The following is a 24,477-nucleotide window of genomic DNA, read 5'->3' as shown; positions in this document are numbered from 1 at the left end:
CCCGCGTCTCGACGTGGGAACGATCCAGCTCAGACCTTCAGCGCCTTCCCGCCAATCGCCACCGCCACCAGCAACGTCGCCATCAACCCGAAGGCAAAACTCAGGCTGCTGGCGTGGGCGACGAACCCGATCACCGCCGGCCCTGCCAGAATCCCTGCGTAACCCAGCGTGGTGATTGCCGGCACGGCGATGCTTTCCGGCATCACCGTCTGCTTGCCCACCGCTGTGTACAGCACCGGCACGATGTTCGAACAGCCGGCGCCGACCAGCGCATAACCGAGCAGCGCGGCTTGCCAGCTCGGGGCGAAGGTCGCCAGAAACAATCCCGCCGCCGCCAGCAGGCCGCCAAACAGAATGATCCGGGTCGCACCCAATGCCCGGACAATCCGGTCACCGGTCAGACGGCCGGCCGTCATGGTCAATGCGAACGCTGCGTAACCCAATCCCGCGTAGGCGGTGTCGATCCCGCGTTCCTGGGCCAGAAACACCGCGCTCCAGTCCAGCGCCGCGCCTTCGGTGAGGAACACGATGAAGCACATGCCGCCGATGAACAGCACGATCCCGTGGGGCACCGCGAACGCCGGCCCCGAGCTTTCACTGCCGTAAGGCAACATGTGCGGCACCGCCTTGAACAACGCCGCGATCAGCACCACGACCACCACCAGCATCGCCGCCAGTGGCGACAGCCCGAGACCGAGCAGGGCGCTCACGCCCGCCGCGCCGACGATCCCGCCGAGGCTGAAAAGACCGTGGAACCCCGACATCATGTTCTTGCCGCTGGCCCGCTCGACGATCACCGCTTGCAGGTTCACCGTCGAATCCACCGTGCCGAGCCCGGCGCCGAACATGAACAACGTGGCGATCAACGCCGGAATCGACGACACCGTCGCCAGCAACGGCAACGCTGCGCAGATCAGCAGCGTGCCGCCGGTGGCCACTTTCCGACAGCCAAACCGAGAGGCCAGAATCCCCGCCAGCGGCATCGCCAGAATCGAGCCAACGCCCAGGCACAGCAGCAACAACCCCAACGTGCCCTCATCGAGCCCGGCGCGCGCCTTGGCGTAGGGCACCAGCGGCGCCCACGCGGCGATGCCGAGCCCGGCGATGAAGAAGGCGATGCGCGTGGACATCTGTTCGAGGCGTCCGGGAACGAACGTGTCTTGAGGGGTGAGGCTGGTCATAACGATCCTTGGCAAAAAACGTTTCAGCAGCGGACATCCTTGCACAGCTCTTTCACTGGAGCGAGCCCGCTCGCGTCCGCAGGGCGTTGCGATTTACAGTGGCGCCCCTGTCGACGGGAAAAACAAGGGCGGGTTCATGACGCAGTTCTACGATGCACGAGGCAATCTCTACGGGGTCGTTTCGCCCCAGGCGCTGCACAATGCCGGGATCGAATTACCGACCAGCGCCGCGCAATGCGCGCTGTCGCGACGGGCGTGGAGTGCTGCCGCCATTGCGCTGTGCTGCGATTGGCCCGAAGGTCGGCGCCCCGCCGGCAGCAAATCTCATCGCAGCGATGGCCTGTTGATCGGCCCGTTTCAATCCGCGCCGCCCTTCGACCTGCTGATCGTCAACACCGACGACACGCTGGCTGAACGCAGCGGCAACGGCCTGACGATTTTCTCCCAGGCGCTGCTTGAACAGGGGCTGATGCCGGAGGAGGGGGCGACGCTGCGGGTGCATCACGACAAACAGGACGCGCAATCGCCAGTGCCGACTTCGGTGAAACCGGCGCAAGTGGCGGGCGTGCATGGCTTCTGGCTGGACCTCGGCCAGCCCGGTTTCGGCCCGGCAGCGGTCGGTGCGCTCGGCGATGAAGCGGTGCCGTTTCGCGGTGTGGAGGTCAGCCGTGTTCGGCCGTTGGCGCAACTCGATCCTGCCTGGACGTACAGCCAGTTCGTGCGTATCGGCAATCCGCATTGCGTGACGCTGGTGCAGGATGAAGCCGCATTACCGAGCAACGCGCAGATGCTTGAATCGCCGCTGACGGAAAGCCTGACCGCCATCGCCTACGCCGTGCCTACCGGTGCCGGCCAGCCGTGCCCGGCCGGGGTCAACCTGCAATGGGCAATGCGCGCTGGCGATCAACGCATCGTCGCGCGAGTGTTCGAACGGGGCGAAGGCCCGACCGCCTCATCCGGCACCAGCGCCAGTGCGGTGGCGAGTGCGGCGTGGCGGGTGGGCTGGGTGTCGGCGGGAGAGGTGCAGGTGGTGATGCCCGGCGGAACCGCGCCGATCCTGCTGGAGGAGCGCGATGGAGAGCTGACGGGCGTGCGTCTGTTCGGCACCGCCGTGCGCGACGAAAACAGCTGAATCCCCGAGATCAGAAGCGCCCGACAGTGTTATTCACGGCACCGCTGGTGAATGCGTTATTCGCGCCGGCCTGCCAATACACCGCTGTCGGAGTCTGGCCCCGCACGATGCACTTCCACTCGAGCTTTTGCTGACCCGGCACCTCAATGGTTGTGCTCCAGCGGTTGTTGTTCAGCGTCAGCGCTATCGCATGTTGGGGGTCCCACGCCCCGAACTCCAGCGATGAACCCGCCGCATAGACACTTTCGCCCGGTTGCGGATTGGCGTTGTCGCAATGCACGTTGACTGCCACCGTCGCAGGTTCGACAGGGCCGCTCCAGATCCGGATATCGCCGTTGTCCCAGCTCAAGGATGGCGCGCCCAGACCCTGCGGCAATTGTTGCAGATTGGATTTCAACGCTATGACCAGCGTCCCGCGCACGCCCGACGTGGTGGCGACCAATCCCGAATACGCGGTGTTGAAGCGAACCGGCGAATCCGCGCGGATACCGGCGGCCTTGCGCAGTTTGATCAATTCCCGGATCAGTTGATCGCGTTGCCAGTCGTACATGTGCGGCCAGTACACGGTCGGTGTACCGGGGCTGCTGAGAATGTAGGCGTAAGCCAGATTGACCAGTGGATCGGGTAGCCGCCAATGGCGTTGACCGCCGTAGGCGCCGGGTGAAGGGCCGGTGTCGTGATTGTCGACGAAGGTTACGGCGATTGCGCGCCAGGCGGGATCCGGATTGCTATTCAAACCGTGGCGCCACTCGGCGAGCGAGCCGTTCTGCATGCGCTCCTTGAGGGCAAAATCGAACACCGTGCAATGCGAGCGATCCGACCAGTCCTTGAGCACATCCTGCCAGCTTGCGTTGCGTCGCCAGTCGCCCGGGGGGTATTCGTTGGGGCCTTTCCAGTTTTCGCCGACACAGAATTGCTGGTTGCCGAAGGCGTTCATCCAGCGATCCACGGTTTCCGGTGCATAACCACGGACGAAGTCAAAACGCAGACCCTGAGCCCCGTAGTTGTCACGCAAATTGGTGAATTCTTTTTTGAAGGCGTCGAAGACTGTCGGATTGGCAGTGTTCAGGTCAGCTGCGCCATCCATGAACGGGTCACCTTCATCACATTGCATGCAGTCCTGCCGCCATTCGTTGCTCCCTCGCGGAAACATCGAATAGGCCGCTTTGTCGTCCATGTGATTGGGCACGACGTCGTAGACGACTTTCACGCCCGCGTTGTTGAGCGCCAACACCGCTTGTTTGAGTTGCTGATCGGTGCCGTAACGGCTGTTCTTGTCGAAGCTGTTCCAGAAGTAACCTTCACCGCCGCCGGCAGCCGTGGGTGTATTCCACTGCGAGGAGTCGGTCCACGGCGGCGGCATCCAGATCAGGGTAAATCCGTCGTTGCCAATGGTCATCGCCTGTTGCGCAAGGACCGAATACCAGGGTGTTTGATTGCGGCTGGAGTTCCAGTGAAAGCCTTGCAGCAGGATCTCTTCACCGCTGCCGTTGCGAACGGCGGCCATCGCCGCTGCCGTCGTGGCGAAGGCCAGACAGACAGCGAAAAACAGGCGAAATGGTGAAGTCCCTTTCATGATCGTCCCCCCGGGAACGATGGATCCCTTGGGACTTACTTTGGGCCGGTTCGCTGCGGTTGTCGCCTGTCAGATCTGACAGTCCGGCACTATCCTTTCGCGATAAAACCGCTGCGAACCATAACCGCCGCTCAACTTTCCATGAACTCCACCACCGGCATCTGCCGCTTCATCAGCACCTTGCCGTTGCGGATCGAGTACAGCGGCAAACCCTGGCTGCGGATCACCTCGTAATCGCTGTCCGCCGACAGGATCAGCAGGTTGGCCGGGCGGCCCTGCTCCAGGCCGTAGCGTTCACCAAGGTGCATGGCCTTGGCGCTGTTGTCGGTGACCAGATCCAGCGCGCTCTGCAGGTTGCGGTAACCGAGCATGTGGCAGATGTGCAGGCCGGCTTCGAGTACCCGCAGGATGTTGCCGTTGCCCAGCGGATACCACGGATCGACGATCGAGTCCTGACCGAAGCAGACGTTCATGCCGGCTTCGAGCAACTCGTTGACGCGGGTCACGCCACGGCGTTTCGGAAAGTTGTCGAAGCGCCCTTGCAGGTGAATGCTTTCGGTCGGGCAGGAGACAAAACTGATCCCCGAATGCCCGAGCAGACGGAACAGTTTGGCGCAGTAGGCGTTGTCGTAGGAGCCCATCGCGGTGGTGTGGCTGGCGGTCACGAGGGCGCCCATGTCGCGGCTGCGGGCCTCTTCGGCCAGCACTTCGAGGAAGCGCGAATGCGGGTCGTCGGTTTCGTCGCAGTGCACGTCCACCAGGCAGCCGGTGCGTTCGGCCAGGTCCATCAGGAACTTTACCGAGCTGACGCCCTGATCGCGGGTGTACTCGAAATGCGGGATCCCGCCGACCACGTCCGCGCCCATGCGGATCGCTTCTTCCATCAGCTCGCGACCGTTGCGGAACGACTCGATGCCTTCCTGGGGGAACGCGACGATTTGCAGGTCGATCAGGTGACGGCTTTCTTCACGCACTTCGAGCATCGCTTTGAGCGCAGTGAGCTGCGGATCGGTGACGTCGACGTGGGTGCGCACGTGCTGGATGCCGTGGGCGGCGAGGGTCTGAATGGTTTTCTTCGCCCGGGTCCTGGTGTCTTCCTGGGTGATGGTGACCTTGCGCTCGCCCCAGCACTCGATGCCTTCGAACAGCGTGCCGCTCATGTTCCAGCGCGGCTCGCCGGCGGTCAGCGTGGCGTCGAGGTGAATGTGCGGCTCGACGAAGGGCGGCACCACCAGATTGCCGCCGGCGTCGAGGTCGTCGGGGCCCAGGGTCGGCGCTTCGGTCTGGCGCGCGATGCTGCGGATCAGGCCGTCTTCGAGGTGCAATTCGTGCAGACCTTCCTGGTTGCGCAGTCGGGCATTGATGATGTGCATCGGGCGAATCCTTTTATAGATCTTGTAGAGGGGCGGCCGCGTTGCGGGCGCCGAGCAGGCCGGTCACTGCGATATACGTTAACGCGGCAACGGCGATGCCGACCAGCGGCGCGACCCACGGCGAGCCGAACGCCGCGACGGTTCCGGCCGCGTAAGCCGCGAGCCCCGGCCAGTTGAACGCCGGTAACCGTGCGTCGGCCAGACGCGGATAACGCCCGCGCCAGCGGAAGAAAAAGTCCGCCATGATCACGCCGCCAATCGGCGGGATCACCGTGCCGAGCAGGATCAGGTAAGGCACCAGCATGTCGTACATGCCCAGCAGCGCGAGCGCCGTGCCGATTACGGCACCGACCAGGGTCACGGTCTTGCGGCGCCCGGTGCGCAGCAGGTTGCAGCCAGCGACGGCGAAGTTGTAGATGGTGTTGTCCTGGGTGCTCCAGATGTTCAGCAACAGCATCGCCATCGCCGCCATGGCGAAGCCCTGCAACAGCAGCACTTCGACCACGTCGGGTTGTTGGTAGACGATTGCGCCATAGGCGCCGATCAGCACCATCAGGCCGTTGCCGATGAAAAAACCGATCAGGCTGGCGAGCACCGCGACCCGAGCCGAGCGCGAAAATCGCGTCCAGTTGGTGGCCTGGGTCGCGCCGCTGACGAAGGTGCCGAACACTAGCGTGATGGCGGTCGACCAGTCCAGCGAACCGCTGGGCACGACGCTGAGCAATCCGTCGAGGCCGCCGACTTTCACGGTGGCGACCCACATCGACAGCATCAGCAGCAACATCATGGCCGGCACCGCGATGTACGACAGAATCTCCAGCCCGCGATATCCGACATGCGCCGTGGCGCAGAACACCAGGCCGAACAGCACCATCAGCCCCAGCACCGTGGCTTCGTTCAGATCGAAATACTTGCCGAGCACCACCGCCGCCGTCGCGGTGCCCCAGGCATACCAGCCGATCTGGGTGAACCCGAGAATCAGGTCGCTGAGCTTGCTGCCGACTTCACCAAAACAGAAGCGCCCCATCAGCACCGAATTCAGCCCGCTCTTGAAGGCGATGTAACCCAGGCCTGCGGCGTACACGCCGAGCAGCAGGTTGCCGATGACGATGACGGCGAGCATTTCGCCGAAGTTGAACGCCACGCCGAGCTTGCCGCCGGCAAACATGGTCGCGGTGAAGAAGGTGAACCCCAGCAGCACCATCGCCGTGGAGGCCAGGCCTTTGCGCGCGTGCATCGGCACTTCACTGAGGGGGTAATCGTTGCCGGGATCGTTTTGCGTCATGGGGGCGTTCCTTGCTGGAAAGGGGAGGACGCGAAGAGGTTGCAGCGGTCGTGCCAAACGCGATGTTGCGGGTATTTATAGACGAGGCACGGATGATCGGCGCGAAAGCAGTGCATTGGACGCCGTGCCGAACCATGTGGGAGCAGTTGTTCCCACAGGGTCACGGGAATGGATCAGAGGAATCGCAACAGGGCGGCAACGATGGCTTCAGGCGCATCCTCCTGCACCAGATGCCCGGCATTCGGGATCGGATGAAACTGCGATCCGGGAATCATCTGGTGCAACTCGCGTCCGCGCTCGATGGGAATCCACTGATCCTCTTCGCCCCAGAGAATCTGCACCGGACAGCGGATCGTCGGATACAGCGGTTGCGCTTCCAGCGTGTAGCGCTGATCCATCTGCGCGATCTGCCGGTAGAACGCCGCTTGGCCCGGATCGCCCAGCCACGGCTGCACGTAGGGCGCCAGTTCGTCATCGGGAATATCCCGGTGGATCGCCCCGCGAATGTAGGTCGGCACGATGGCGCGCTGGATGTAATCGGGCAGGCCGCTGAACGCCGCTTCATGCTGGCGCACGTGCTGCACGAACGGCGAACCCCACGGCGTCAGTGCCACCGGGTCGATCAGGGTCAGGCTGCGGTAATCCTTGCCGTTGAGCAGGTGCGCGCGCAGCACGGTGGCGCCGCCGAAGTCGTGGGTAACCACGTCGGGGCGTTGCAAATTCCAGTGATCGAGCAACTGCGCGAGCAAATCGTTTTGCACGCCGAGGGAGACATCGGCGTCCGGTTGCTCGGATTGGCCGTAGCCCAGCAGGTCGAAGTAATGCACCCGGTGCGTGGCGAAAAAGTGCGGCGCGATGCGGTGCCACACGTAGGAAGAGAAGGGCGTGCCGTGCACGAACACCAGCGGGGGGCCGTCGCCGCGCACCCCGTGGCGAATCTGTCGCCCGTTGAAATCAAAGACCTGATCCAGCAGCCAGTCCGTCATGGGCCTGTCCTCTTGGCGGGTTCGAGCCAAAAAGCATAGGCGTAAAAAAACCACCGGTCTCGGTGGTTTTTTTGTGTCGCGGGATTTACTCGCCGCGATAGATGCAACCGCTGGTGCAGGTCTCGTGGATGCGGATCGCACTGAGTTCCGGCAGCAGGGGCTTCAATTCATTCCAGATGAATTTGGCCAGCACTTCGCTGGTCGGGTTCTCGAGGCCCGGAATGTCGTTGAGGTAGTTGTGGTCCAGACGCTCGTACAGCGGCTTGAAAATCGCCTTGATCTCGGAGAAATCACGGATCCAGCCGGTGTGCGGATCGAGGTCGCCGCTCAGGTGAATCGCCACTTTGAACGAGTGACCGTGCAGGCGTCCGCACTTGTGACCGTCCGGTACGTGGGGCAGGCGGTGGGCGGATTCGAAGGTGAACTCTTTGAAAATTTCCACAGTGATTTCAGCTCTGTTCAGATGGCGTTCGCCGCAGCGAATTCGGGCAGGCGGCGAGTTTACCAGCTTGTCCAGGGCTGTGCTGACTAAAGGGTCAGCAAGCGCTCGGCGAGGCGACCATTGGCAGTCAGTTCAAGGAATTCGTCACCCATCCGGCGGCTCTCATCCATCGCCGTGCGCCAGTATTTCTGCCGGCTCGGTGCATCGCCCATAAAGCGCTTGAAGTCGTTTCGGTCGGGGAGTTTGCCGTAGGGCAGGCGCGCCAGGTATTCCTTCGACGGCGCGAGCAACAGCACGTCCTGCAAGCGTTCCACCGAGGCTTTACGCCACGGCAGGGTCTTGTCGAACCAGCCCGGAATCACTCGGTCGGTGAAGTGCGGATAGAGCACGATGCCGTCACCGCTGTAGGGCAGGTCGAGGTGGTAGTCGAGCAGACCGCCGTCGCGGAACGTGCCGGCACCAGCGCCCGGCAGGTCGCGCACGCCTTCCATGACCATCGGGATCGAGCCGGACGCCAGCAGCGCCTGACGCAGGTTGCCGGCATCGAGGGCGACGAAACGCGACGGGAAGTCATTCAGCGCATGCACCGGCGGCGCCAGGCGCGGGTCGTGGATGATCAGCCGTTCGAAGTGCCGCGACAGCCGCGCGCGGCCCCGCAGGTTGTCGGCGATCACCGAGCCCAGCGCCAGCCCGAGCCGGCCGCGATGGTCGTCCGCCAGCCCGCCGTGGCTTTTGACCACCATGATGTTCAGGCGGTAATGGGCGTTGTCGAGAAGCAAGGCATCGCGCCCGTCGAGCAGGTCATCGAGCATGCGCTGCGAACTGCGGCTGACGTCGCCGATGGTCACGCCTTTGTTGAAGTTCTGCTCGGTGTACAGACGACCGAGACGGCGGATGCCTTCGGCAGCGTCCGGCAAACAGGCGCTGGCGAAGCGCCAGGAGCCCACCGACGCACCGATCAGCGAACGCTCGCGCGGCGCCGCCGGCAGCCACTCGCCGAACAACGCCAGATCCAGCCCCTGAATCCCCAGCGCCTTCGGCCCACCGGCAGCGCCGGGCAGGGTACCGACGTCGGCGGCGTTCAGGCCCCGGGCACGAATGCGCGCCATGGCCCGGGGGCCGGCCTTGAGGGTCAGGGCAGGGAACTTGATGTGAATGGCGGTCATACCGGTCTCGATCGTTAGCAAGCGAAAGATTATAAGCACATGTTGCCGGTCCTGCAGGAGCGGGCCCAATGATGGCCATTCAGTTTCAGTTAAGTTCGCACCGTTAAGGTGCCCGCCAAGGAAGCAACACCCACAGACGGAGACCTCCATGAAAATCCTCGCGAGCCTGTTTATCGCGTTCCTGCTATTCGGTCTCACAGCCAACCGCGCTCATACCTGCGACCTGCACGCAGATGAAGCCCGGAAACTGATCGACGCTGGTACCATTGTGCCGATTGAAACCGTCAAAGCCACGGCCATGGCCCGCCATCCGGATTCGACCCTGATCGATATCGAACTGGAAAAACGCTATGGCATTTACCTGTATCAGATCGAGCTGAAAGACTCGCAAGGTGTGGAATGGGAGCTGGAACTGGACGCAAGCGACGGGCTGCTGCGCAAGGACCATCAGGACATTTAATGAAATTGTTTTTGCCTTATTCATCGACGCGCGCCACGGGCCTTCTCGCCCTGGCGCTCGTTGCATTCTGCTCGGTAGCACTGGCGCGCGACCTCAATCAGGACGAAGCCCTGCGCCTGCGCCAGCAAGGTGTGATTCTGCCGCTGGAGCAAGTGCTGCATAACGCGATGGAGCGCTACCCCGGCGCGAAACTGCTGGAAGCCGAGCTCGAAGAGAAGCACGACGTCTACATTTACGAAGTCGAGCTGCTGACCGTCGACGGCGTGGCCCGCGAGCTGCATTTCGAGGCCGCCACCGGCAACCTGATCAAAGACAAGGAAGATTGACCGATGCGCTTGCTTCTGGTGGAAGACCACGTACCGCTGGCCGACGAACTGCTCGCCGGCCTGCAACGTCAGGGCTACGCGGTGGACTGGCTGGCGGACGGGCGCGATGCCGTCTATCAGGGCAGCAGCGAGCCCTACGACCTGATCGTCCTCGACCTCGGTCTGCCCGGCGTGCCGGGGCTTGAGGTGCTGGCGCAGTGGCGAGCCGGCGGTCTGACGATTCCGGTGCTGATCCTCACCGCTCGCGATTCCTGGGCCGAGCGCATCGAAGGCCTGAAGGCCGGTGCCGACGATTACCTGACCAAACCCTTCCACCCGGAAGAACTGTATTTGCGCATTCAGTCGCTGCTGCGCCGCTCCAAGGGCCAGGCCAACCAGCCGACGCTCAAGGCTGCCGGGCTGCACCTGGACGAAGGCCGCCAGTGTGTCGTGCGCGACGGCGCCGACATTCAGCTGACCGCCGCCGAATTCCGTCTGCTGCGCTACTTCATGCTGCACCCGGAACAGATCCTCTCCAAAAGCCACCTCGCCGAACACCTCTACGACGGTGAGACCGAGCGTGATTCCAACGTGCTTGAAGTCCACGTCAATCACCTGCGGCGCAAACTCGGCAAAAGCGTGATCGAAACCCGTCGCGGCCAGGGTTATCTGTTTGGCGGACAGGCTTCGTGAGATCGATCCAGCGCCGCTTGAGCCTGGGCCTGATCAGTGTGATGGTGATCGTCGGCCTGGTGCTGGCGCAAACCAGTCTGTGGCTGTTCGAAGTGGGATTGCAGCGTTACCTCGAAGCGGGTCTGCGCAACGACAGTGAAAACCTGCTGGTGGCGCTGGTGCGCGGCCCGCAGGGTCTGCAACTGGATGAGCGGCACCTGTCGCCGGCCTATCAGCGGCCGTTTTCCGGGCATTATTTCCGTATTGATTTTGCCGACAGCCACTGGCGTTCCCGCTCGCTGTGGGATCAGGAGCTGCCGATGCTTGAACGTCCGGGCCTGCACAGCAACCTGCAATTGGGGCCGGACGGCCAGCAACTGCTGGTGTTGCGTTCGGACTATCGACGGCTCGGCCAGTCGATTTCCATCAGCGTGGCCCAGGATTACACGCCGGTGCGCGAGAGCTTCCAGCGCATGCGTCAGATCGGCCTCGGTCTCGGGCTGGCCGGGTTGCTGCTGATTCTGTTGTTGCAACGCCTGACCGTGCGCCGCGCGTTGCGTCCGCTGGAAAAGGCTCGCGAACAGATCGCCCAGTTGCAGCAGGGCCAGCGCTCACAACTCGATGAGCAAGTGCCGGCGGAACTGGAACCGCTGGTGGCGCAGATCAACCATTTGCTGGCGCACACCGAAGACAGCCTCAAGCGTTCGCGCAATGCCCTGGGCAATCTCGGGCATGCGCTGAAAACCCCGTTGGCGGTGCTGCTCAGTCTGGCGTCGAGTGAAAGGCTCGACGCGCACCCGGAGCTGCGCAAGATTCTCAGGGAACAACTGGAGCAGGTTCAGCAACGACTGAACCGCGAGCTCAACCGCGCGCGGCTCTCTGGCGATGCGTTGCCGGGAGCGCTGTTCGATTGCGATGCGGAGCTTCCGGGGTTGTTGTCGACGTTGAACATGATCCATGGCGAGCATCTGGAGCTGAATTACGTGGCACCGCCGGGCCTGCAATTGCCGTGGGATCGTGAGGACCTGCTGGAGCTGCTCGGCAACCTGCTGGACAACGCCTGCAAGTGGGCGGATGCCGAGGTGCGGCTGAGCGTGGTCGAAACGGCCGAAGGTTTTGTGCTGAGCGTGGAAGATGACGGGCCGGGGATTCCCGAAGCGCAGCGGGCTCAGGTGTTCAGCCGGGGGACGCGGCTGGATGAGCAGACCCATGGGCATGGGTTGGGGCTGGGGATTGTGCGGGATATTGTCGAGACGTGGGGCGGGGTTTTGGTGTTGGGCGAAAGCGAGTGGGGCGGGTTGAAGGTGGAGATTCAGTTGCCTCGGCGGTGAGGTTCAAAAGCGCCCTCACCCTAACCCTCTCCCGGAGGGAGAGGGGACTGACCGAGTTGTTTTTCCGAGTTACGCCGACCTGATCTATCGAGTTGAACGTACGTTCTGACAACGACGGAGATCGGCTCCCTTTCCCCTCGCCCCCTTGGGGGCGGTCCGACGTTTCGGGAGGGCTGGGGTGAGGGGGTAGCTCTTGATCTTCAGCAATCCCGAGTCAAACCCGAAACTGATCCATCAAACTCTGCTGCTGATTCGCCAGGCTATTGAGCGACTGACTCACCCGCGCCGATTCATTCGCCTGTCCCGACAGCGACTCCGTCACATCACGAATCGTTGCCACGTTGTTGTTGATCTCTTCAGCCACCGCGCTCTGCTCTTCGGCAGCGCTGGCGATCTGCAGGTTCATGTCGCTGATTACAGTCACCGCATCGCCGATCTGGCGCAGTGCGGTCACGGCCTGGCCGACCTGTTCGACGCTACCCTGGGCTTGGCGATGGCTGTTGCCCATCGAGCCGACCACGTCCTGGGTGCCGTTCTGCAACTGTTCGATCACCTGGCGGGTTTCTTCCACCGATTCCTGAGTACGACGTGCGAGGTTGCGCACTTCGTCGGCGACCACCGCAAAACCGCGACCGGCTTCACCGGCACGGGCGGCTTCGATGGCGGCGTTGAGGGCCAGCAGGTTGGTCTGTTCGGCGATGGCGCGGATGGTTTCCAGCACGGTGCCGATCTTCTCGCTGTTGGCGGCCAGGCCTTCGACCTGCACCATCGCTGCGCTCATGTCGGCGGCGAGGGTGTCGATGCTGGCGGTGGTGCGGTCGATCACGGTCAGGCCCTGACGGGTGGCGCGGTCGGCATCCTTGGCGGCTTCGGCAGCTTGCGCCGCGCTGCGGGCGACGTCCTGAGCGGTGGCGCTCATTTCGTGGGACGCAGTGGCGACCTGATCGACCTGACGGTATTGCTGCTCCATGCCGGCGCTGGTCTGGGTCGCGATCGCCGAAGACTGGTCGGCAGTGTTGCGCGCGTCCTGCACCGAGCGTTTCACCTCGGCGATGATCGGTTGCAGCTTGTCGAGGAAGCGGTTGAACCAGCCGGCCAGTTGACCGAGTTCATCCTTCTTGTCGTAGGCCAGACGACGGGTCAGGTCGCCTTCACCGCTGGCGATGTCTTCCAGCATATGGGCCACGCCGAGGATCGGCTTGGTCACGCTGCGAGCCATCAGCCACACCAGCAACAGGCCGATCAGCGCGGCGAGCACACCGAGGCTCAGTTCGATCAGGGTGCCCGAGGTGTTGCTGGCATCCAGTTGTTGCTTGAGCGCTTCGGCGCGGCTGACCAGCACTTTCTCAGGTACATCGAGCAGCACGCCCCACGACGGGCCGCCGGGAATCGGCTGGAACGGCGACAGCACTTTCAGTTGCGCATTGCTGTGCAGGCTGCTGACGGTGTGGCTCGAAGCGAGCAGACGCAGCAGTTCGGCACCGCTGGTGGTGTCCACGGCGTCCAGGCGTTGGCTGAGTTTATTGGCGTCCGGGCTGTAACCGGCGAGCAGGCCGGCGGGGCTGATGATGCTCACGGCGGTCTGGCCGTCATAGAGCTTTTTGCTGGCGCTCTGGCTGATCGCTTGCAGGCTGTTGAGGTTGATGTCCACCGACAGCGAGGCGATGACTTTGCCGTTGACCATCAGCGGGAACACGATGCTGGTCATCAGCACCTTCTGCCCGTCGATCACGTAGAAGTAGGGTTCGATCACGCACGGTTTGAGCGTGGTGCGCGGGCAGGTGAACCAGGCGTTGGCGGCCTGACCGCTGGGGCCGGTGCTGGTGTCGGCCATGTCGCTTTCCGGCAGTGCCATCGAGGTCACTTTGCCCGGGGTCGGTTGCGACCAGTACAGGGCGAAGCGGCCCTTGTCGTTGCTGCCTAATTCATTTTGCCCAGCGAATAGCTCGTCCTTGCCGTCCAGCGCGTTGGCTTCGAACACCAGCGACAGGCCGAGCAGATCCGGGTTGGCCTGCAACGCCGATTTCACCTGACGGGTCATGTCTTCGCGCAGGTCGAAGGCATCGAGGAAGCGCTTTTCGGCCTGTTCGCGCAGGAACAGTACCTGACGCGAGAAACCGTGACCATATTGATAGGCGTCCATGAACTGCTGGCGAATGCCTGCTGCCTGGACTTCGCCCTGGGATTCGATGCGAGCCTGGGCCGATTCGGTGAGCATTTCCATGCTCGAAGCTTTTACCAGTTCGGAACTGTGCTCCATGCGATACAGCGAAAGACCCACCAACAGGGTCACGATACCGGCCAGGCAGAGTCCGGCGAGCAGGGTGATTTTCCATTGGATGGAAAGTTGTCTGAGCGACATGGAGACGTCCTTATTCGATAAATATCTGAGACTTTGCACTGTAACGGCCGCGTTTCGACTTTCTTTATGGTGCAAATGCAATATGGCGAATTGACGCATGTTGTGGCGGATATGCCGTCTTCAGCGCTTTGATCATGCAAAGTTACACAGTGCCCCGACCGCTCGCTTTGACACTGCGCCCGCTCTGCGGCACAGTGCGCGCCCTTCTAATAAGACCCTCTATGCAAATCCGCTGGCGACCCTCGTGGCTTGCCGGCCGGACTCATCCTGTCTGGCGGTGAATGGCTTTACCGTCGTGTTTTTGAGGTAGTGAAATGAATGCAGTGATTGCTGCGGTCGGCGTCATGCTGATCCTCAGCCTGTCCCGGGTGCATGTGGTGATCGCGTTGATCGTCGGTGCGCTGGTCGGTGGCCTGACCGGTGGTCTGGGCATCGACGCCACGCTCAAGGCCTTCAACAGTGGCCTGGGTGGCGGGGCGACGGTGGCGTTGTCCTACGCGTTGCTCGGCGCTTTCGCCGTGGCGATTGCCAAGTCCGGCCTGGCCCATGCGCTGGCCGACAAGGCTCTGGCGATGGTCGACCGCCAGCATGCGACCGGTGGCGGCAGCGTCAAATGGATGCTGATCGGCCTGCTGTGGGTGGTGGCGATTGCCTCGCAGAACATCCTGCCGATCCACATCGCGTTCATTCCGCTGCTGGTGCCGCCGCTTTTATATGTACTGACCAAACTGCAACTGGACCGCCGGTTGATCGCCTGCGTCATGACCTTCGGCCTGATCACGCCGTACATGGTGTTTCCGGTCGGTTTCGGCAACATCTTTCTCAACCAGATCCTGCTGGCCAACGTCAGCAAGGCCGGCGTTGACATCAGCCAGATCAACGTCATGCACGCCATGGCCATTCCGGCGGCGGGCATGGTCTTCGGCCTGTTGCTGGCGGTGTTCTTCAGCTACCGCAAGAAGCGCGTCTACGACCTGGAAAAGATCGAGCAGGTGGAGCAGGTCAGCGTCGCCTACAACCCGATGACGATCGGCATCGCCGGTCTGGCCATCGCGGCGGCGTTCATCATTCAGTTGCTGCTGGATTCGATGATTATCGGCGCGCTGGCCGGGTTCCTGATCTTCTCGGCGTCGGGCATCGTCAAGTGGCGTGAGACCGACGACCTGTTCACCGAAGGCATGAAGATGATGGCGATGATCGGCTTCATCATGATCTCCGCCTCGGGTTTTGCCGAAGTGCTCAAGGCCACCGGTGAAGTACGTTCGCTGGTGGAAAGCGCGGCGGCGTGGATCGATCACAGCCAGGCCATCGGCGCGCTGCTGATGTTGCTGGTGGGGCTGATGGTGACCATCGGCATCGGTTCGTCGTTTTCAACGGTGCCGATCCTCGCGGCGATTTTTGTGCCGCTGTGCGTGCAACTGGGCTTCAGCCCGATGGCGATCGTGTGCATCGTCGGCACGGCCGGGGCGCTGGGCGACACCGGTTCGCCAGCCTCGGATTCGACCCTCGGCCCGACCTCCGGCCTGAACGTCGACGGCCAGCATCACCACATCTGGGACACCGTGGTTCCGACCTTCCTGCACTACAACCTGCCGCTGCTGGCGTTTGGCTGGGTTGCCGCGATGGTGTTGTAACGCCCCCTGGGGGGACTCACTCAACTTTTGTTCCGGTGTGCCGTTAAAGCCTTTATCCACGCCAATAAAACCAAAAGAGTGAGCCCCCATGCGCCTGAGTCTCAAGGCTAAAGTCCTGTCCCTTGCCGTCCTTCCGGTCTTGCTCTTTGCGCTGGTGATCAGCCTGACCACGCTGTTCATCCTTCAGGAACAGGCGCGCAAGGAAGTCGAACAGACCCGCGAACGCCTGCTCGGCGACGCCAAGGCCACCCTGGCCAGCTACGTCGCCGTGGCCATGACCACCATCAAACCGCTGTACGACGCTGCCGCCCCCGGTGACGCCGACGCGCGGGCGCAGGTGATCAAACTGCTGTCGAGCATCAAGTACGGCAAGGACGGTTACTTCTTCGGCTACGACTCCGAGACCGTGCGCCTGTTCAAGGCCAACGACCCCGAAGGCGTGGGCAAAAGCTTCAAGGACAACCGCGACCCGAACGGCGTTTACGTCAACCGCGATCTGGTGAAAGTCGCGAAGGACGGCACCCACTACCTGCAATACAGCTCGCCGCTGCCGGGTAACGCGCAAGTGCTGGTGCCGAAACTCGGCTACACCGAATACCTGGCGAAGTGGGACATGGCGGTTGGTACATCGGTCAACCTCGACGGCATCGAAGCGCAAGTGGCGGTGGTCGAGGCCAAGGTGCAGGAGCGCATGCAGGGCGTGGTGCTGAGCATCGTCGGCGTGGCGGTGGTGGTGCTGTTGGTGATCGCGGCGGCGGGGATGTTGCTGGCCAACACCATCCTGCGACCGTTGACCTTGATGAAAGCCAACCTCGACGACATCGCGGCGGGCGAGGGCGACCTGACCCGGCGCCTGACCATCACCAGCCAGGACGAACTCGGCGAACTGGCCGGCTCGTTCAACCGCTTTGTCGACAAGATCCACAGCCTGGTGCGGCAGATCACCGAGATGACGTCGCAACTGACCGGTCTGGTGACGCAGGTGTCCGATCAGGCCCAGCGCTCCGATCAGGCCATGGAACGTCAGCGTCACGAAACCGATCAGGTCGCCACGGCAATCAACGAGATGTCCGCCGCTGCGCAGGAAGTTGCCAAGAGCGCACAGAACGCCGCCGTCGCCGCGCAGCAGACAGACGAAGAAGGCCAGACCGCCAAGCGCGTGGTGGCCGGCAGCATCAAGCAGATTCATGCGCTGGTGGACGACATCCGCAGCAGCGGCGTGTCCCTCGACAGCCTGCAGCAGGACGTGTCGTCGATTGTCGGCGTGCTCGGGGTGATCCGTTCGATTGCCGAACAGACCAACCTGCTGGCGCTCAACGCCGCGATCGAAGCAGCCCGGGCGGGCGAGGCCGGGCGCGGGTTTGCGGTGGTGGCGGATGAAGTGCGGGCACTGGCTTCGCGCACGCAGATCAGCACTCAGGAAATTCAGGGGATGATCGACCGCTTGCAGGCGGGGACGCAGTCGGCGGTTGAAGCGATGCGCCGTTCCAGCGAGGCGGGTGACGGCACGTCGGCCCAGGCCAATCAAGCGGGGGCGTCGCTGGATGCGATGGCGGATCTGATTGCGACCATCAACTCGATGAACGCGCAGATCGCCAGTGCTGCTGAAGAGCAGACGGCGGTGGCGGAAGAGATCAACCGCAGCGTGCATCAGATTGCGGTGGCGGTGGATAACGTGGCGGATGAGACCCAGTTGGGGGCGCAGACTTCGCGGAGTCTGGCGGATCTGGGGCAGCGGTTGGGCAAGCTGGTGGGCCAGTTCCGTATCTGATGGCGTAGTCGGGACAGACCGTCAGGGTCTGTCCCAATACGGCACCTCGCCAAAACACTCAATAAAGAAATCAATCACCGTCCGCACCTTCACCGACAATCGCCGACTCCCCGGCCACAGCACCGAAATCTGCTGCGGCTCGACACTGTTCGACACCTGATACCCCCCCAACACCGGCACCAGCGTGCCTTCCCGCACCGCCTCGCCGATCAGCCATGACGGAAACATCACCAGCCCCAGCCCTTGCACAGCGGCCTGGGTCAACGTGTCCGCATGGTTGCCGGTAATCGGGCCCTTGACTGCATAGGGTGTCCATTCACCCTGATCCTGACGGAAGAACCAGCGCTGCTGGCCGGTCGCGCCCTTGTAGGCCAGGCACTGGTGGCGGGCGAGGTCGTCGGGATGCTGTGGTGTGCCAAGTCGCTTGAGATACGCCGGGCTGGCCGCGACCTGAAAGCGGTGCGGCGCGAGGATCCTCGCCTGCATGCTCGAGTCGTGCAGCGGGCCGATGCGGAACAGCAGGTCGGCGCCTTCCTGCAGTGGATCGATGTAGTGATCGGTCTGCTGGATGTCCAGTTGCAGCTTCGGATAGCGCTCGCACAAACGGCCCAGCCACGGCGTCAGGTGGCGCTGGCCGAACACCACCGGGGCGTTGATCCGTACCAGGCCGGTTGGTTCGCTTTGCTGTTCCTGCAATGCCTGTTCGGCTTCTTCCAGTTGCACCAGCACCAGCCGCGCGTGGTGGCCGAGCATGCGCCCGGCCTCGGTCGGCGTGACCGCACGGGTGTGGCGGTAGAGCAATTGCTGGTTCAGCGCCTGTTCCATCAACTGGATCTGCCGGGAAATCGAGGAGGGCGCCACGCCCTCGCGGCGGGCGACTTCGGAAAAGCTGCCGTGGTCGAGCACCGCCACAAACAGCCTTAGTGCCTTGAATCCCAGTTCGTTGAGTCCGTGCATCGTGTGTCCTGCTGTGCGAGTTGCGCAAAAGTGTTGTCCGGATGCTCCCATTTATCGCACAGCTGCGCCAGCCGATAATCCGCGCCATCGTTTCTTTCAGAGGTTTTTTCAGATGCAGTCGTTTGATGAAGTGAGTGCCGCGCCGGCCCCGGTCGCGCGGGCTGGTTTGCGTTTGTTGCTGTTGCCGCTGGTGATTCTGGCCGGCATGGGATTGTCGGTGGAGGCGGGGTTGCTGGGGCCGTTGGGTGAGCAGGTCGGGCATTTGTGGGCGACCTTGAGCATCTTCGGGGTTGGGTCGGCGATTCTGTTTTTGCTGTTGTTGTTTGCGGGGCCGCAGAAGGGGCCGGCGCTGACGGATCTGCCGCGCTGGCAGTTGATCGGCGGGTTTCTGGGGCCGATGTATGTGGTGGTGCTGACGCTGGCCACGCCGCATATCGGGATTGCGATGACGATGATTGCGATTCTGTCGGGGCAGGTTGGCAAGAGTGTGCTGATTGACCATTTCGGGTGGTTTGGGGCTACGCGCAAAAAGGTCAATGCTGAGCGGTGGCTGGCGTTGGGGTTGATTGTGGTGGCTTTGATTTTGATTGCGCGGGGGTGAGTGATGAGTCTGGTTATTTTGTTGGCGGTGGTGGTGTTGGCCGGTGCGGTGTTGAGTGTGCAGGCGGCGATCAATGGGCGTCTTGGGGAAACCGTTGGTGTGTTGCGCAGTAGCCTCCTGACTTTCGTGGTTGGCGCGGTGAGTACGGGGCTGCTGATCCTGTTTTTCGAACCGGCCCATGCGGTCAGCCTGCTGGATGTGCCGAAATGGCAGCTCAGCGGTGCTTTGTTCGGGGTGGTTTATATGATGGTGATGGTCGGTGCGGTACCGCGCGTTGGTACGGCCGTGGCCACGGTGGCGGTTATTGTCGGGCAGCTTGGAATGGGGATGCTGATCGATAACTTTGGCTGGCTGGGTAACCCCGCAATCGAATTGTCCGGGGCGCGGATTCTGGCGATGGTTTGTTTGGGGCTGGCGCTGGTATTCATGTATCGCAGCAGCGTGCGCCAGTCCGTTTGAACTTGGCGGCCTTCGGGCCGACCAGATTCATGGGTTTTTTGGGTGAATATCCGTTGCTTCGGGGGCTGCTGCTGGCGGTTTCGCCCTTACGGCGAGTCACCTTTTCCAAACGCCGGAGTGCCGGCCCAGCGAAAAGGTAACCCAAAAGGCTTTACCCTGACGTACGGCCCTCGCTGTGGCTCGGGTTCCTTCGCTCCGGGATTGATCCGGGGGCATCGCCTACGGTTTGCTTCGCTACACCTCCTCTCGATGCATGCGGCTGCGCCGCACGGTCGCTGCGCTCCCACCCCCGGATCAATCCCTCCACTCAGCCTGCCGACGGGCCTTGAGATCAAAAGCGGTACTCGAGCTAACGCTCATCGTGGTGGGCGGGGGAGTGAGTGGTTTGGTTGTTTGGTTGTTTGGTGGTTTTCACCTTCTACACTGGTAGCACGGCTTGTTCTTTCGGCCTCAGGCAACCACCACCAGAGGAGTCTGTTCCATGGCAGATAGAAAATGCGATTGTCCGGGATGTCGTTGCACGATCAAGGAGGGTGAGCATTCTTATGTGGCGCACGGTAAGCATTATTGCTGTGAGGCCTGTGCGCATCATCACAAGAGTGGTGAGGAGTGTTCTGGCAAGGGGTGTCAGTGTGCGCATCCCAAGTAATTTTGGGTATTGAATGAGTGGAGCCTAGTCGGGCTCCACTTCCAGTTTCAGGCTGTCGTCGTCCAGGCGTTCGGTGTGGCGGACGTTGCCTTGCAGGCGGCGGCCTTCGACGTTGACGACGATGGTTTTGGCCTGTTCAAGGTCTTCCGGCAAGGGGGCCGGGACGCGCAGGGCGAAGCGGTAGGGGTCGTTTTCGACGGGTTCCAGGCCAACCGGGCAGTCGACGCTTTTGGTGATGCGGCCCAAGAGGGTGTCCAGGCCGTAGTCCAGGTGCGCCGGGCTGTTGATGGTTGTCATGTTGTTCCCCCCGAAATAGTCCCCGCCTGCGCGCAAGCTTAGCTTGCCGGTCGCCATGTGACGTTTTCCACGCCGAATTTTTCTGCCATCGGCTTGCTGGTCTTTTGCACTTTCTCCCGGCCGAAACGCGGGATGCGGCCGACCCCTGCGTCGCAGCTTGCCCAGTGCCACGCCTCGGTGTTGTCCATTTTGTCCGAGCGGATAATGAACGACTTTGGCGCGCCGTGAAGGGTGTAATCGATGACGTACAGTTTTGCGTTGTTCATAAAGCCCATCTTCCTCCCTGTGGTAATAGAAGGATCGCTGGGCTGCGGGAAAATTCACTCGGATTGTCCGACGGTATCTATCAATGGCGAGGTTCCGGCCGGACTGGTTACCATGGCGCTTTCGCCAACCTCGATGAATGTTCGCCATGGCCCTCGCTGCGCCCCCTGATCTGAGTGATACCGATGTGCCGGTGCAGCCGCTGGCGCGGACGTATCCGCGTGGGTTGTTCATCGAGCCGCACGAGCATGTCTGGGGACAGTTGCTGTATGCGATGAGCGGGGTGATGTGGGTCGAGACCCCGCACGAGGCGCTGGTGGTGCCGCCGCAGCGGGCGGTTTGGTTGCCGCCGGGGGTGCCGCACGGGATTCGGGTGGTGTCGGATTTGCAGATGCGCAATATCTACCTGCGCCCGGCGCTGGCGGCGACGCTGGATCAGACGGTGCAGGTGATCGAGGTCGGTGGTCTGCTACGCGAGTTGATCGTCGGGCTGGTGGCGCAGGGCGACAGCGGTGATGCCGAGTATTACGAGGCGTTGGTCGGGCTGGCGCTGCTGGAGCTGAAACGCGCAAGGCGTTCGCAGTTGAAGATCCCGCTGCCGGACGATGCCGACCGGCGGCTGATGAGTCTGTGTCAGGCAGTGATGGCCGCGCCGTCGCTGGACATTCCTTTCGAGCAACATGCCGAAAACGCCGGGGCCAGCGTGCGCACCCTGGCGCGGTTGTTCAAGGAAGGGCTGGGCATGGGCTTTGCCGAGTGGCGGCGGCAGGTGCAGTTGGCGACGGCGGTGGCGGAGTTGATCCAGGGCGTGCCGGTCAGTGCGATTGCCCGTGAGCTGGGTTATTCGCCGAGCAGTTTCAGCGACATGTTCCGCCGGGAACTGGGTGTCGCGCCTTCGCAGTTCGATGGCGGGCCGCTTGCCGGCTGATTTGGCCGAAATTCAGAAGTCCTTGGCCGATGCCGGTCGCCGCCTTTCCCTAGACTTTGCCCATTCCCTTTGTGTGGCGGAGTGATCCCATGAATTACCTGATTTCACTGGGCGTCGGTCTGGGTGTCGGCCTGCTGTATGGCGCGCTGGATGTCCGTTCTCCGGCGCCGCCGACCATCGCGCTGGTGGGCCTGTTGGGCATGCTGGCGGGCGAGCAGTTGTGGCCGATGGGCCGGCAACTGGTCAGTGGCTGGCTGTCCTGAATCCTGTCTTTTTCCTTCGGTGGAGATTTCCATGAAAGCACTGCAATTCGATAAAACCGGCGATCTGTCGTCCCTGCGCTTCGTCGAGGTGCCGACGCCGGTGCCGGGCGCTGACGAGGTGCTGGTGCAGATCAAGGCCGCGGGCCTCAATCCCAGCGACGTGAAGAACGTGCTCGGGCGTTTCCCTTACACCACGCTGCCGCGCATTCCCGGTCGGGACTTTGCCGGTGTGGTGGTCGAAGGTCCGCAGGCGTTGATCGGTCAGGAGGTCTGGGGCACCGGGCGTGAGCTGGGTTTTTTCGCCGATGGCTCTCACGCGCAGTTCGTCAAACTGCCGGCCAACGGCGTGGCGCATAAACCTTCGCATTTGAGTTTCACCCAGGCAGCCAGCCTCGGCGTGCCTTACACCACGGCGTGGGATGCGCTGGAGCGCAGTCTGGTGAGTGCCGAAACCCGTTTGTTGGTGATCGGTGGCGGGGCGGTGGCGACGGCGGCGCTGGCGCTGGCCAAGGTACGTGGCGCGCAGTTGCTGGCGGCGGCGCGGCGGCCGGAGCAGGTCAAGGATTTGCAGGCGCAGGGTTATCAGACGATTCAGCTGGATAAACCCGAGGAGCTGGGCGCGCAGGTCAACGCGGTGTATCGCGGCGGCGCCGACGTGATCTTCGACACCACCGGTTTCTGGCTGCCGGCCTCGGTGGCGGCATTGGCGACCTTCGGTCGGATCGCGATCATCGCTGCGCCGGTGGACGGGCATGTGCAGTTGCCGGCGCTGGCGCTGTATCGCAAGGGCGGTTCGGTGGTCGGCATCAACTCGTTGCTGTATGGCGTTGAAGCCTGTGCGGCGATGCTCGAGCAGTTCGGCCGGTTCTTCGACGAAGACCTGCTGCCACTGCCACAAGGGCTGGTCGAAGCGCCGCTGGCCGAAGGGCTGGCGCGGTATGCCGATGTGAATCAGGGCAGTGGCGACAAGGTCATCCTCATCCCTTGATGCAAAACGACAAGGGCTCGCAGCCAATGGCTGCGAGCCCTTGCGCTTTAGAACTGATACCCGACCCCCGCGTAATACCCCCAGCCATTGGAACGCGCCCGGAAATTACCGTCGCCAAAATTCAGCTCGCTGCCGTCTTCCCAGTTGCCGCCGTTGTGGAAATAACGGCCGACCAGGGTGAAGCGCAAGTGGGTGAACGAGTACAGCAACACGTTGGTTGCCACCGTGGCATTGGCGGTGCGCGCCGGGTTGTCCTTGTGGATGTCCGAGCCGAAATCGAAGTTGGTGAAGCCGATGTAGGTCAGCGAGGCGCCGTTGCTGAATTTGTCGATCGGCACGATGTACTTGAGTTGCGCGCGGTAGCCGTCCCACGAGTATTCGTTGCTGGCGCCGTAGTTTTCCCACTGGTAGCGCCCGTACAGGTTGGCCGACAGATTGACCCGCGAATGGGTGTCGATGTCGGTGCCGAAACCGCTGTACAGCGTGTTGGCGCGGTTCTCTTTACGGCTGCCGTGGTCGTAGATCCAGTCGAACGCCACATACCATTCCTTGAACGGCCCGATGGCCAGGCTGCGGCCGGCGAGGTAGTCGATGGAGATGCGCGGTTCGTGCTCCATGAACACCGGCGAGCCATGGTCCCACACGCCTTTGTCGTGGCTGTTGCCGATGTTGAAGATCTTCGGGATGTCGATGTAGCCGTACAGCTCGAACGGACCCTTGCGCCCGAAATACTCATATTCCAGATAGATGTCGTCGGCCGGTTGCGGGCCGAAGCTGATGTCTTTGCTGCCGATCAGCATCAGGTCCTGGTTGTACCAGTCCGACAGGTACGCGCCTTTTTTCGGCGGACTGGCTTCGGGGCTGAGGGCTTCGCCCTGGGCGGATTCCTCGGGCAGGGCAGGCTGCGCCAGCGTGGTCTGACTGAGAACTCCGGTAACGCCGGCCAGTAGCAGGGAAACAGCAAAGGTGCGCGCACCGCGACGACGGTGGCAGGAGGAAACGTGCATTCAAAGTCCTTTTTGCGGATCAAGGCCCGGAATCATGGGGCCTGTACGGTTTTGTAACGAAAAGGCGGTCAACAGCGACTCGCAAACGTTTGCACAAGCCGTACCAGTTTCTCAACTCTCTGAAAAATCGATTGATTCGTGAGTTTACCTGGCGGCTCGGTCAACTCCGCCTCAAGCGCGCCTGAAAAAGCCCGAACCCGTGCTCAGAACGGCCGGAAGTATCGACGCAGGGCCTTATCGCACAAAAGTATTAACACTATTTAACCGGTGCTCCATCGCAGGGCATCAACTAGCGTGTGTCTGGAATGAGATGGTTTATCTGATGACCGTCATACGCTTGATACGCGTGTTGGATCTTGCCGCTGTTACACGCCTTCAAGGACGAAAT

Annotated in this window: 25 protein-coding genes and 1 pseudogene; 13 read left to right on the top strand and 13 right to left on the bottom strand. The window is 62.4% G+C overall.

Annotated features, from left to right (window positions below; all coding sequences use genetic code 11):
* Window positions 1-29: 29 nt before the first annotated feature.
* Window positions 30-1,181 (bottom strand): MFS transporter, encoded by a 1,152-nt coding sequence (locus tag AC1RT4_RS15800; RefSeq protein WP_221535659.1) that lies wholly within the window; start codon window positions 1,179-1,181, stop codon window positions 30-32.
* 136 nt (window positions 1,182-1,317) lie between these two features.
* Between AC1RT4_RS15800 and AC1RT4_RS15795 the strand changes: the two genes are divergently transcribed.
* Window positions 1,318-2,313, top strand: a complete 996-nt coding sequence (locus tag AC1RT4_RS15795) for a diaminopimelate epimerase (RefSeq protein ID WP_493086174.1) — start codon at window positions 1,318-1,320, stop codon at window positions 2,311-2,313.
* 10 nt (window positions 2,314-2,323) lie between these two features.
* Here the strand turns inward: AC1RT4_RS15795 and AC1RT4_RS15790 are convergent, their stop codons facing one another.
* The 6 genes from AC1RT4_RS15790 to AC1RT4_RS15765 all read right to left on the bottom strand — a co-directional run bounded on the left by AC1RT4_RS15790 (window position 2,324) and on the right by AC1RT4_RS15765 (window position 9,141).
* Window positions 2,324-3,889, bottom strand: coding sequence for a glucan 1,4-alpha-maltotetraohydrolase domain-containing protein (locus tag AC1RT4_RS15790; protein WP_493086172.1), 1,566 nt, complete (start codon window positions 3,887-3,889; stop codon window positions 2,324-2,326).
* A gap of 131 nt (window positions 3,890-4,020) precedes the next feature.
* Entirely contained in the window at window positions 4,021-5,262 is a 1,242-nt protein-coding gene (codA, locus tag AC1RT4_RS15785; protein WP_493086170.1) for a cytosine deaminase, read from the bottom strand.
* 13 nt (window positions 5,263-5,275) lie between these two features.
* A complete protein-coding gene (gene codB / locus AC1RT4_RS15780; protein WP_493086168.1) occupies window positions 5,276-6,547 on the bottom strand; it encodes a cytosine permease in 1,272 nt (423 codons plus the stop codon).
* 173 nt (window positions 6,548-6,720) lie between these two features.
* Window positions 6,721-7,533 (bottom strand): alpha/beta fold hydrolase, encoded by an 813-nt coding sequence (locus AC1RT4_RS15775; protein WP_493086166.1) that lies wholly within the window; start codon window positions 7,531-7,533, stop codon window positions 6,721-6,723.
* Window positions 7,534-7,618: 85 nt separating this feature from the next.
* The gene (queD, locus tag AC1RT4_RS15770; RefSeq protein WP_007955941.1) at window positions 7,619-7,975 is read right to left on the bottom strand and encodes a 6-carboxytetrahydropterin synthase QueD; all 357 of its coding nucleotides are present in this window, start codon (window positions 7,973-7,975) and stop codon (window positions 7,619-7,621) included.
* 86 nt (window positions 7,976-8,061) lie between these two features.
* Window positions 8,062-9,141, bottom strand: a complete 1,080-nt coding sequence (locus AC1RT4_RS15765) for a patatin-like phospholipase family protein (protein ID WP_493086164.1) — start codon at window positions 9,139-9,141, stop codon at window positions 8,062-8,064.
* Between the two features lie 148 nt (window positions 9,142-9,289).
* On the opposite strand from AC1RT4_RS15765, the gene AC1RT4_RS15760 reads away from it, so the two are divergent.
* Genes AC1RT4_RS15760 through AC1RT4_RS15745 form a run of 4 tightly spaced genes read left to right on the top strand, consistent with a single transcriptional unit; the run spans window position 9,290 to window position 11,909 of the window.
* A complete protein-coding gene (locus tag AC1RT4_RS15760) occupies window positions 9,290-9,601 on the top strand; it encodes a PepSY domain-containing protein (protein ID WP_493086162.1) in 312 nt (103 codons plus the stop codon).
* A complete protein-coding gene (locus AC1RT4_RS15755; protein WP_493086160.1) occupies window positions 9,601-9,927 on the top strand; it encodes a PepSY domain-containing protein in 327 nt (108 codons plus the stop codon). The genes AC1RT4_RS15760 and AC1RT4_RS15755 overlap by 1 nt, the downstream gene beginning before the upstream one ends.
* Before the next feature lie 3 nt (window positions 9,928-9,930).
* Window positions 9,931-10,599, top strand: coding sequence for a response regulator transcription factor (locus tag AC1RT4_RS15750; RefSeq protein WP_011335105.1), 669 nt, complete (start codon window positions 9,931-9,933; stop codon window positions 10,597-10,599).
* A complete protein-coding gene (locus AC1RT4_RS15745; RefSeq protein WP_493086158.1) occupies window positions 10,596-11,909 on the top strand; it encodes a sensor histidine kinase in 1,314 nt (437 codons plus the stop codon). The genes AC1RT4_RS15750 and AC1RT4_RS15745 overlap by 4 nt, the downstream gene beginning before the upstream one ends.
* A 214-nt stretch (window positions 11,910-12,123) precedes the next feature.
* Here the strand turns inward: AC1RT4_RS15745 and AC1RT4_RS15740 are convergent, their stop codons facing one another.
* The gene (locus tag AC1RT4_RS15740; RefSeq protein ID WP_371807414.1) at window positions 12,124-12,879 is read right to left on the bottom strand and encodes a methyl-accepting chemotaxis protein; all 756 of its coding nucleotides are present in this window, start codon (window positions 12,877-12,879) and stop codon (window positions 12,124-12,126) included.
* A gap of 102 nt (window positions 12,880-12,981) precedes the next feature.
* Window positions 12,982-13,128: pseudogene (locus AC1RT4_RS15735) on the bottom strand (HAMP domain-containing protein); the annotation flags it as partial.
* Between the two features lie 1,457 nt (window positions 13,129-14,585).
* Here AC1RT4_RS15735 and AC1RT4_RS15730 point away from each other — a divergent pair.
* Together AC1RT4_RS15730 and ctpM are read left to right on the top strand one after the other, a co-directional pair.
* Window positions 14,586-15,905, top strand: coding sequence for a Na+/H+ antiporter family protein (locus AC1RT4_RS15730; protein WP_007955962.1), 1,320 nt, complete (start codon window positions 14,586-14,588; stop codon window positions 15,903-15,905).
* 88 nt (window positions 15,906-15,993) lie between these two features.
* Window positions 15,994-17,676, top strand: a complete 1,683-nt coding sequence (gene ctpM, locus AC1RT4_RS15725; RefSeq protein ID WP_493086156.1) for a methyl-accepting chemotaxis protein CtpM — start codon at window positions 15,994-15,996, stop codon at window positions 17,674-17,676.
* 21 nt (window positions 17,677-17,697) lie between these two features.
* Here ctpM and AC1RT4_RS15720 read toward each other — a convergent pair whose 3' ends face one another.
* Window positions 17,698-18,633: a LysR family transcriptional regulator gene (locus AC1RT4_RS15720; protein WP_493086154.1), complete on the bottom strand. Its 936-nt coding sequence runs from the start codon at window positions 18,631-18,633 to the stop codon at window positions 17,698-17,700.
* A 112-nt stretch (window positions 18,634-18,745) separates the two neighbouring features.
* Here AC1RT4_RS15720 and AC1RT4_RS15715 point away from each other — a divergent pair, with 112 nt between their 5' ends.
* The 3 genes from AC1RT4_RS15715 (at window position 18,746) to AC1RT4_RS15705 (ending at window position 20,342) form a co-directional block, all read left to right on the top strand.
* Entirely contained in the window at window positions 18,746-19,234 is a 489-nt protein-coding gene (locus tag AC1RT4_RS15715) for a DMT family transporter (protein WP_493086369.1), read from the top strand.
* Window positions 19,235-19,237: 3 nt separating this feature from the next.
* Window positions 19,238-19,693 carry a DMT family transporter gene (locus AC1RT4_RS15710; protein WP_493086152.1) on the top strand — a complete coding sequence of 152 codons (456 nt, stop codon included), beginning with the start codon at window positions 19,238-19,240 and terminating at the stop codon, window positions 19,691-19,693.
* 481 nt (window positions 19,694-20,174) lie between these two features.
* Entirely contained in the window at window positions 20,175-20,342 is a 168-nt protein-coding gene (locus tag AC1RT4_RS15705) for a metallothionein (RefSeq protein WP_074689145.1), read from the top strand.
* A 24-nt stretch (window positions 20,343-20,366) separates the two neighbouring features.
* Here the strand turns inward: AC1RT4_RS15705 and AC1RT4_RS15700 are convergent, their stop codons facing one another.
* Window positions 20,367-20,639 carry a hypothetical protein gene (locus tag AC1RT4_RS15700; protein ID WP_273898807.1) on the bottom strand — a complete coding sequence of 91 codons (273 nt, stop codon included), beginning with the start codon at window positions 20,637-20,639 and terminating at the stop codon, window positions 20,367-20,369.
* A gap of 38 nt (window positions 20,640-20,677) precedes the next feature.
* Window positions 20,678-20,905: a DUF6555 family protein gene (locus AC1RT4_RS15695; RefSeq protein ID WP_011335095.1), complete on the bottom strand. Its 228-nt coding sequence runs from the start codon at window positions 20,903-20,905 to the stop codon at window positions 20,678-20,680.
* Between the two features lie 137 nt (window positions 20,906-21,042).
* Between AC1RT4_RS15695 and AC1RT4_RS15690 the strand changes: the two genes are divergently transcribed.
* From AC1RT4_RS15690 to AC1RT4_RS15680, 3 genes are all read left to right on the top strand, one after another.
* The gene (locus tag AC1RT4_RS15690) at window positions 21,043-21,831 is read left to right on the top strand and encodes an AraC family transcriptional regulator (RefSeq protein WP_085608280.1); all 789 of its coding nucleotides are present in this window, start codon (window positions 21,043-21,045) and stop codon (window positions 21,829-21,831) included.
* A gap of 89 nt (window positions 21,832-21,920) precedes the next feature.
* Window positions 21,921-22,094 carry a DUF1427 family protein gene (locus tag AC1RT4_RS15685; RefSeq protein WP_007958996.1) on the top strand — a complete coding sequence of 58 codons (174 nt, stop codon included), beginning with the start codon at window positions 21,921-21,923 and terminating at the stop codon, window positions 22,092-22,094.
* 31 nt (window positions 22,095-22,125) lie between these two features.
* Window positions 22,126-23,082, top strand: coding sequence for a quinone oxidoreductase family protein (locus AC1RT4_RS15680; protein WP_493086146.1), 957 nt, complete (start codon window positions 22,126-22,128; stop codon window positions 23,080-23,082).
* Between the two features lie 47 nt (window positions 23,083-23,129).
* On the opposite strand, the gene AC1RT4_RS15675 is transcribed toward AC1RT4_RS15680, so the two are convergent.
* A complete protein-coding gene (locus tag AC1RT4_RS15675) occupies window positions 23,130-24,089 on the bottom strand; it encodes a nucleoside-specific channel-forming protein Tsx (protein ID WP_493086143.1) in 960 nt (319 codons plus the stop codon).
* Between the last annotated feature and the right edge of the window lie 388 nt (window positions 24,090-24,477).

The sequence above is a fragment of the Pseudomonas sp. GW821-FHT11D10 genome (assembly GCF_058808435.1).
This window is presented reverse-complemented; position numbering and strand designations above follow the sequence as displayed.

What these genes read in the sequence shown, in the direction of transcription:
- AC1RT4_RS15675 (WP_493086143.1), bottom strand. Translation starts at nt 24,089, where the DNA reads ATGCACGTTTCCTCCTGCCACCGTCGTCGCGGTGCGCGCACCTTTGCT.
- codA (WP_493086170.1), bottom strand. Translation starts at nt 5,262, where the DNA reads ATGCACATCATCAATGCCCGACTGCGCAACCAGGAAGGTCTGCACGAA.
- AC1RT4_RS15760 (WP_493086162.1), top strand. Translation starts at nt 9,290, where the DNA reads ATGAAAATCCTCGCGAGCCTGTTTATCGCGTTCCTGCTATTCGGTCTC.
- AC1RT4_RS15740 (WP_371807414.1), bottom strand. Translation starts at nt 12,879, where the DNA reads ATGGAGCAGCAATACCGTCAGGTCGATCAGGTCGCCACTGCGTCCCAC.
- AC1RT4_RS15680 (WP_493086146.1), top strand. Translation starts at nt 22,126, where the DNA reads ATGAAAGCACTGCAATTCGATAAAACCGGCGATCTGTCGTCCCTGCGC.
- AC1RT4_RS15800 (WP_221535659.1), bottom strand. Translation starts at nt 1,181, where the DNA reads ATGACCAGCCTCACCCCTCAAGACACGTTCGTTCCCGGACGCCTCGAA.
- AC1RT4_RS15755 (WP_493086160.1), top strand. Translation starts at nt 9,601, where the DNA reads ATGAAATTGTTTTTGCCTTATTCATCGACGCGCGCCACGGGCCTTCTC.
- AC1RT4_RS15730 (WP_007955962.1), top strand. Translation starts at nt 14,586, where the DNA reads ATGAATGCAGTGATTGCTGCGGTCGGCGTCATGCTGATCCTCAGCCTG.
- ctpM (WP_493086156.1), top strand. Translation starts at nt 15,994, where the DNA reads ATGCGCCTGAGTCTCAAGGCTAAAGTCCTGTCCCTTGCCGTCCTTCCG.
- AC1RT4_RS15710 (WP_493086152.1), top strand. Translation starts at nt 19,238, where the DNA reads ATGAGTCTGGTTATTTTGTTGGCGGTGGTGGTGTTGGCCGGTGCGGTG.
- AC1RT4_RS15765 (WP_493086164.1), bottom strand. Translation starts at nt 9,141, where the DNA reads ATGACCGCCATTCACATCAAGTTCCCTGCCCTGACCCTCAAGGCCGGC.
- AC1RT4_RS15700 (WP_273898807.1), bottom strand. Translation starts at nt 20,639, where the DNA reads ATGACAACCATCAACAGCCCGGCGCACCTGGACTACGGCCTGGACACC.
- AC1RT4_RS15705 (WP_074689145.1), top strand. Translation starts at nt 20,175, where the DNA reads ATGGCAGATAGAAAATGCGATTGTCCGGGATGTCGTTGCACGATCAAG.
- AC1RT4_RS15685 (WP_007958996.1), top strand. Translation starts at nt 21,921, where the DNA reads ATGAATTACCTGATTTCACTGGGCGTCGGTCTGGGTGTCGGCCTGCTG.
- codB (WP_493086168.1), bottom strand. Translation starts at nt 6,547, where the DNA reads ATGACGCAAAACGATCCCGGCAACGATTACCCCCTCAGTGAAGTGCCG.
- AC1RT4_RS15775 (WP_493086166.1), bottom strand. Translation starts at nt 7,533, where the DNA reads ATGACGGACTGGCTGCTGGATCAGGTCTTTGATTTCAACGGGCGACAG.
- AC1RT4_RS15690 (WP_085608280.1), top strand. Translation starts at nt 21,043, where the DNA reads ATGTTCGCCATGGCCCTCGCTGCGCCCCCTGATCTGAGTGATACCGAT.
- AC1RT4_RS15695 (WP_011335095.1), bottom strand. Translation starts at nt 20,905, where the DNA reads ATGAACAACGCAAAACTGTACGTCATCGATTACACCCTTCACGGCGCG.
- AC1RT4_RS15795 (WP_493086174.1), top strand. Translation starts at nt 1,318, where the DNA reads ATGACGCAGTTCTACGATGCACGAGGCAATCTCTACGGGGTCGTTTCG.
- AC1RT4_RS15750 (WP_011335105.1), top strand. Translation starts at nt 9,931, where the DNA reads ATGCGCTTGCTTCTGGTGGAAGACCACGTACCGCTGGCCGACGAACTG.
- AC1RT4_RS15715 (WP_493086369.1), top strand. Translation starts at nt 18,746, where the DNA reads ATGCAGTCGTTTGATGAAGTGAGTGCCGCGCCGGCCCCGGTCGCGCGG.
- AC1RT4_RS15720 (WP_493086154.1), bottom strand. Translation starts at nt 18,633, where the DNA reads ATGCACGGACTCAACGAACTGGGATTCAAGGCACTAAGGCTGTTTGTG.
- AC1RT4_RS15790 (WP_493086172.1), bottom strand. Translation starts at nt 3,889, where the DNA reads ATGAAAGGGACTTCACCATTTCGCCTGTTTTTCGCTGTCTGTCTGGCC.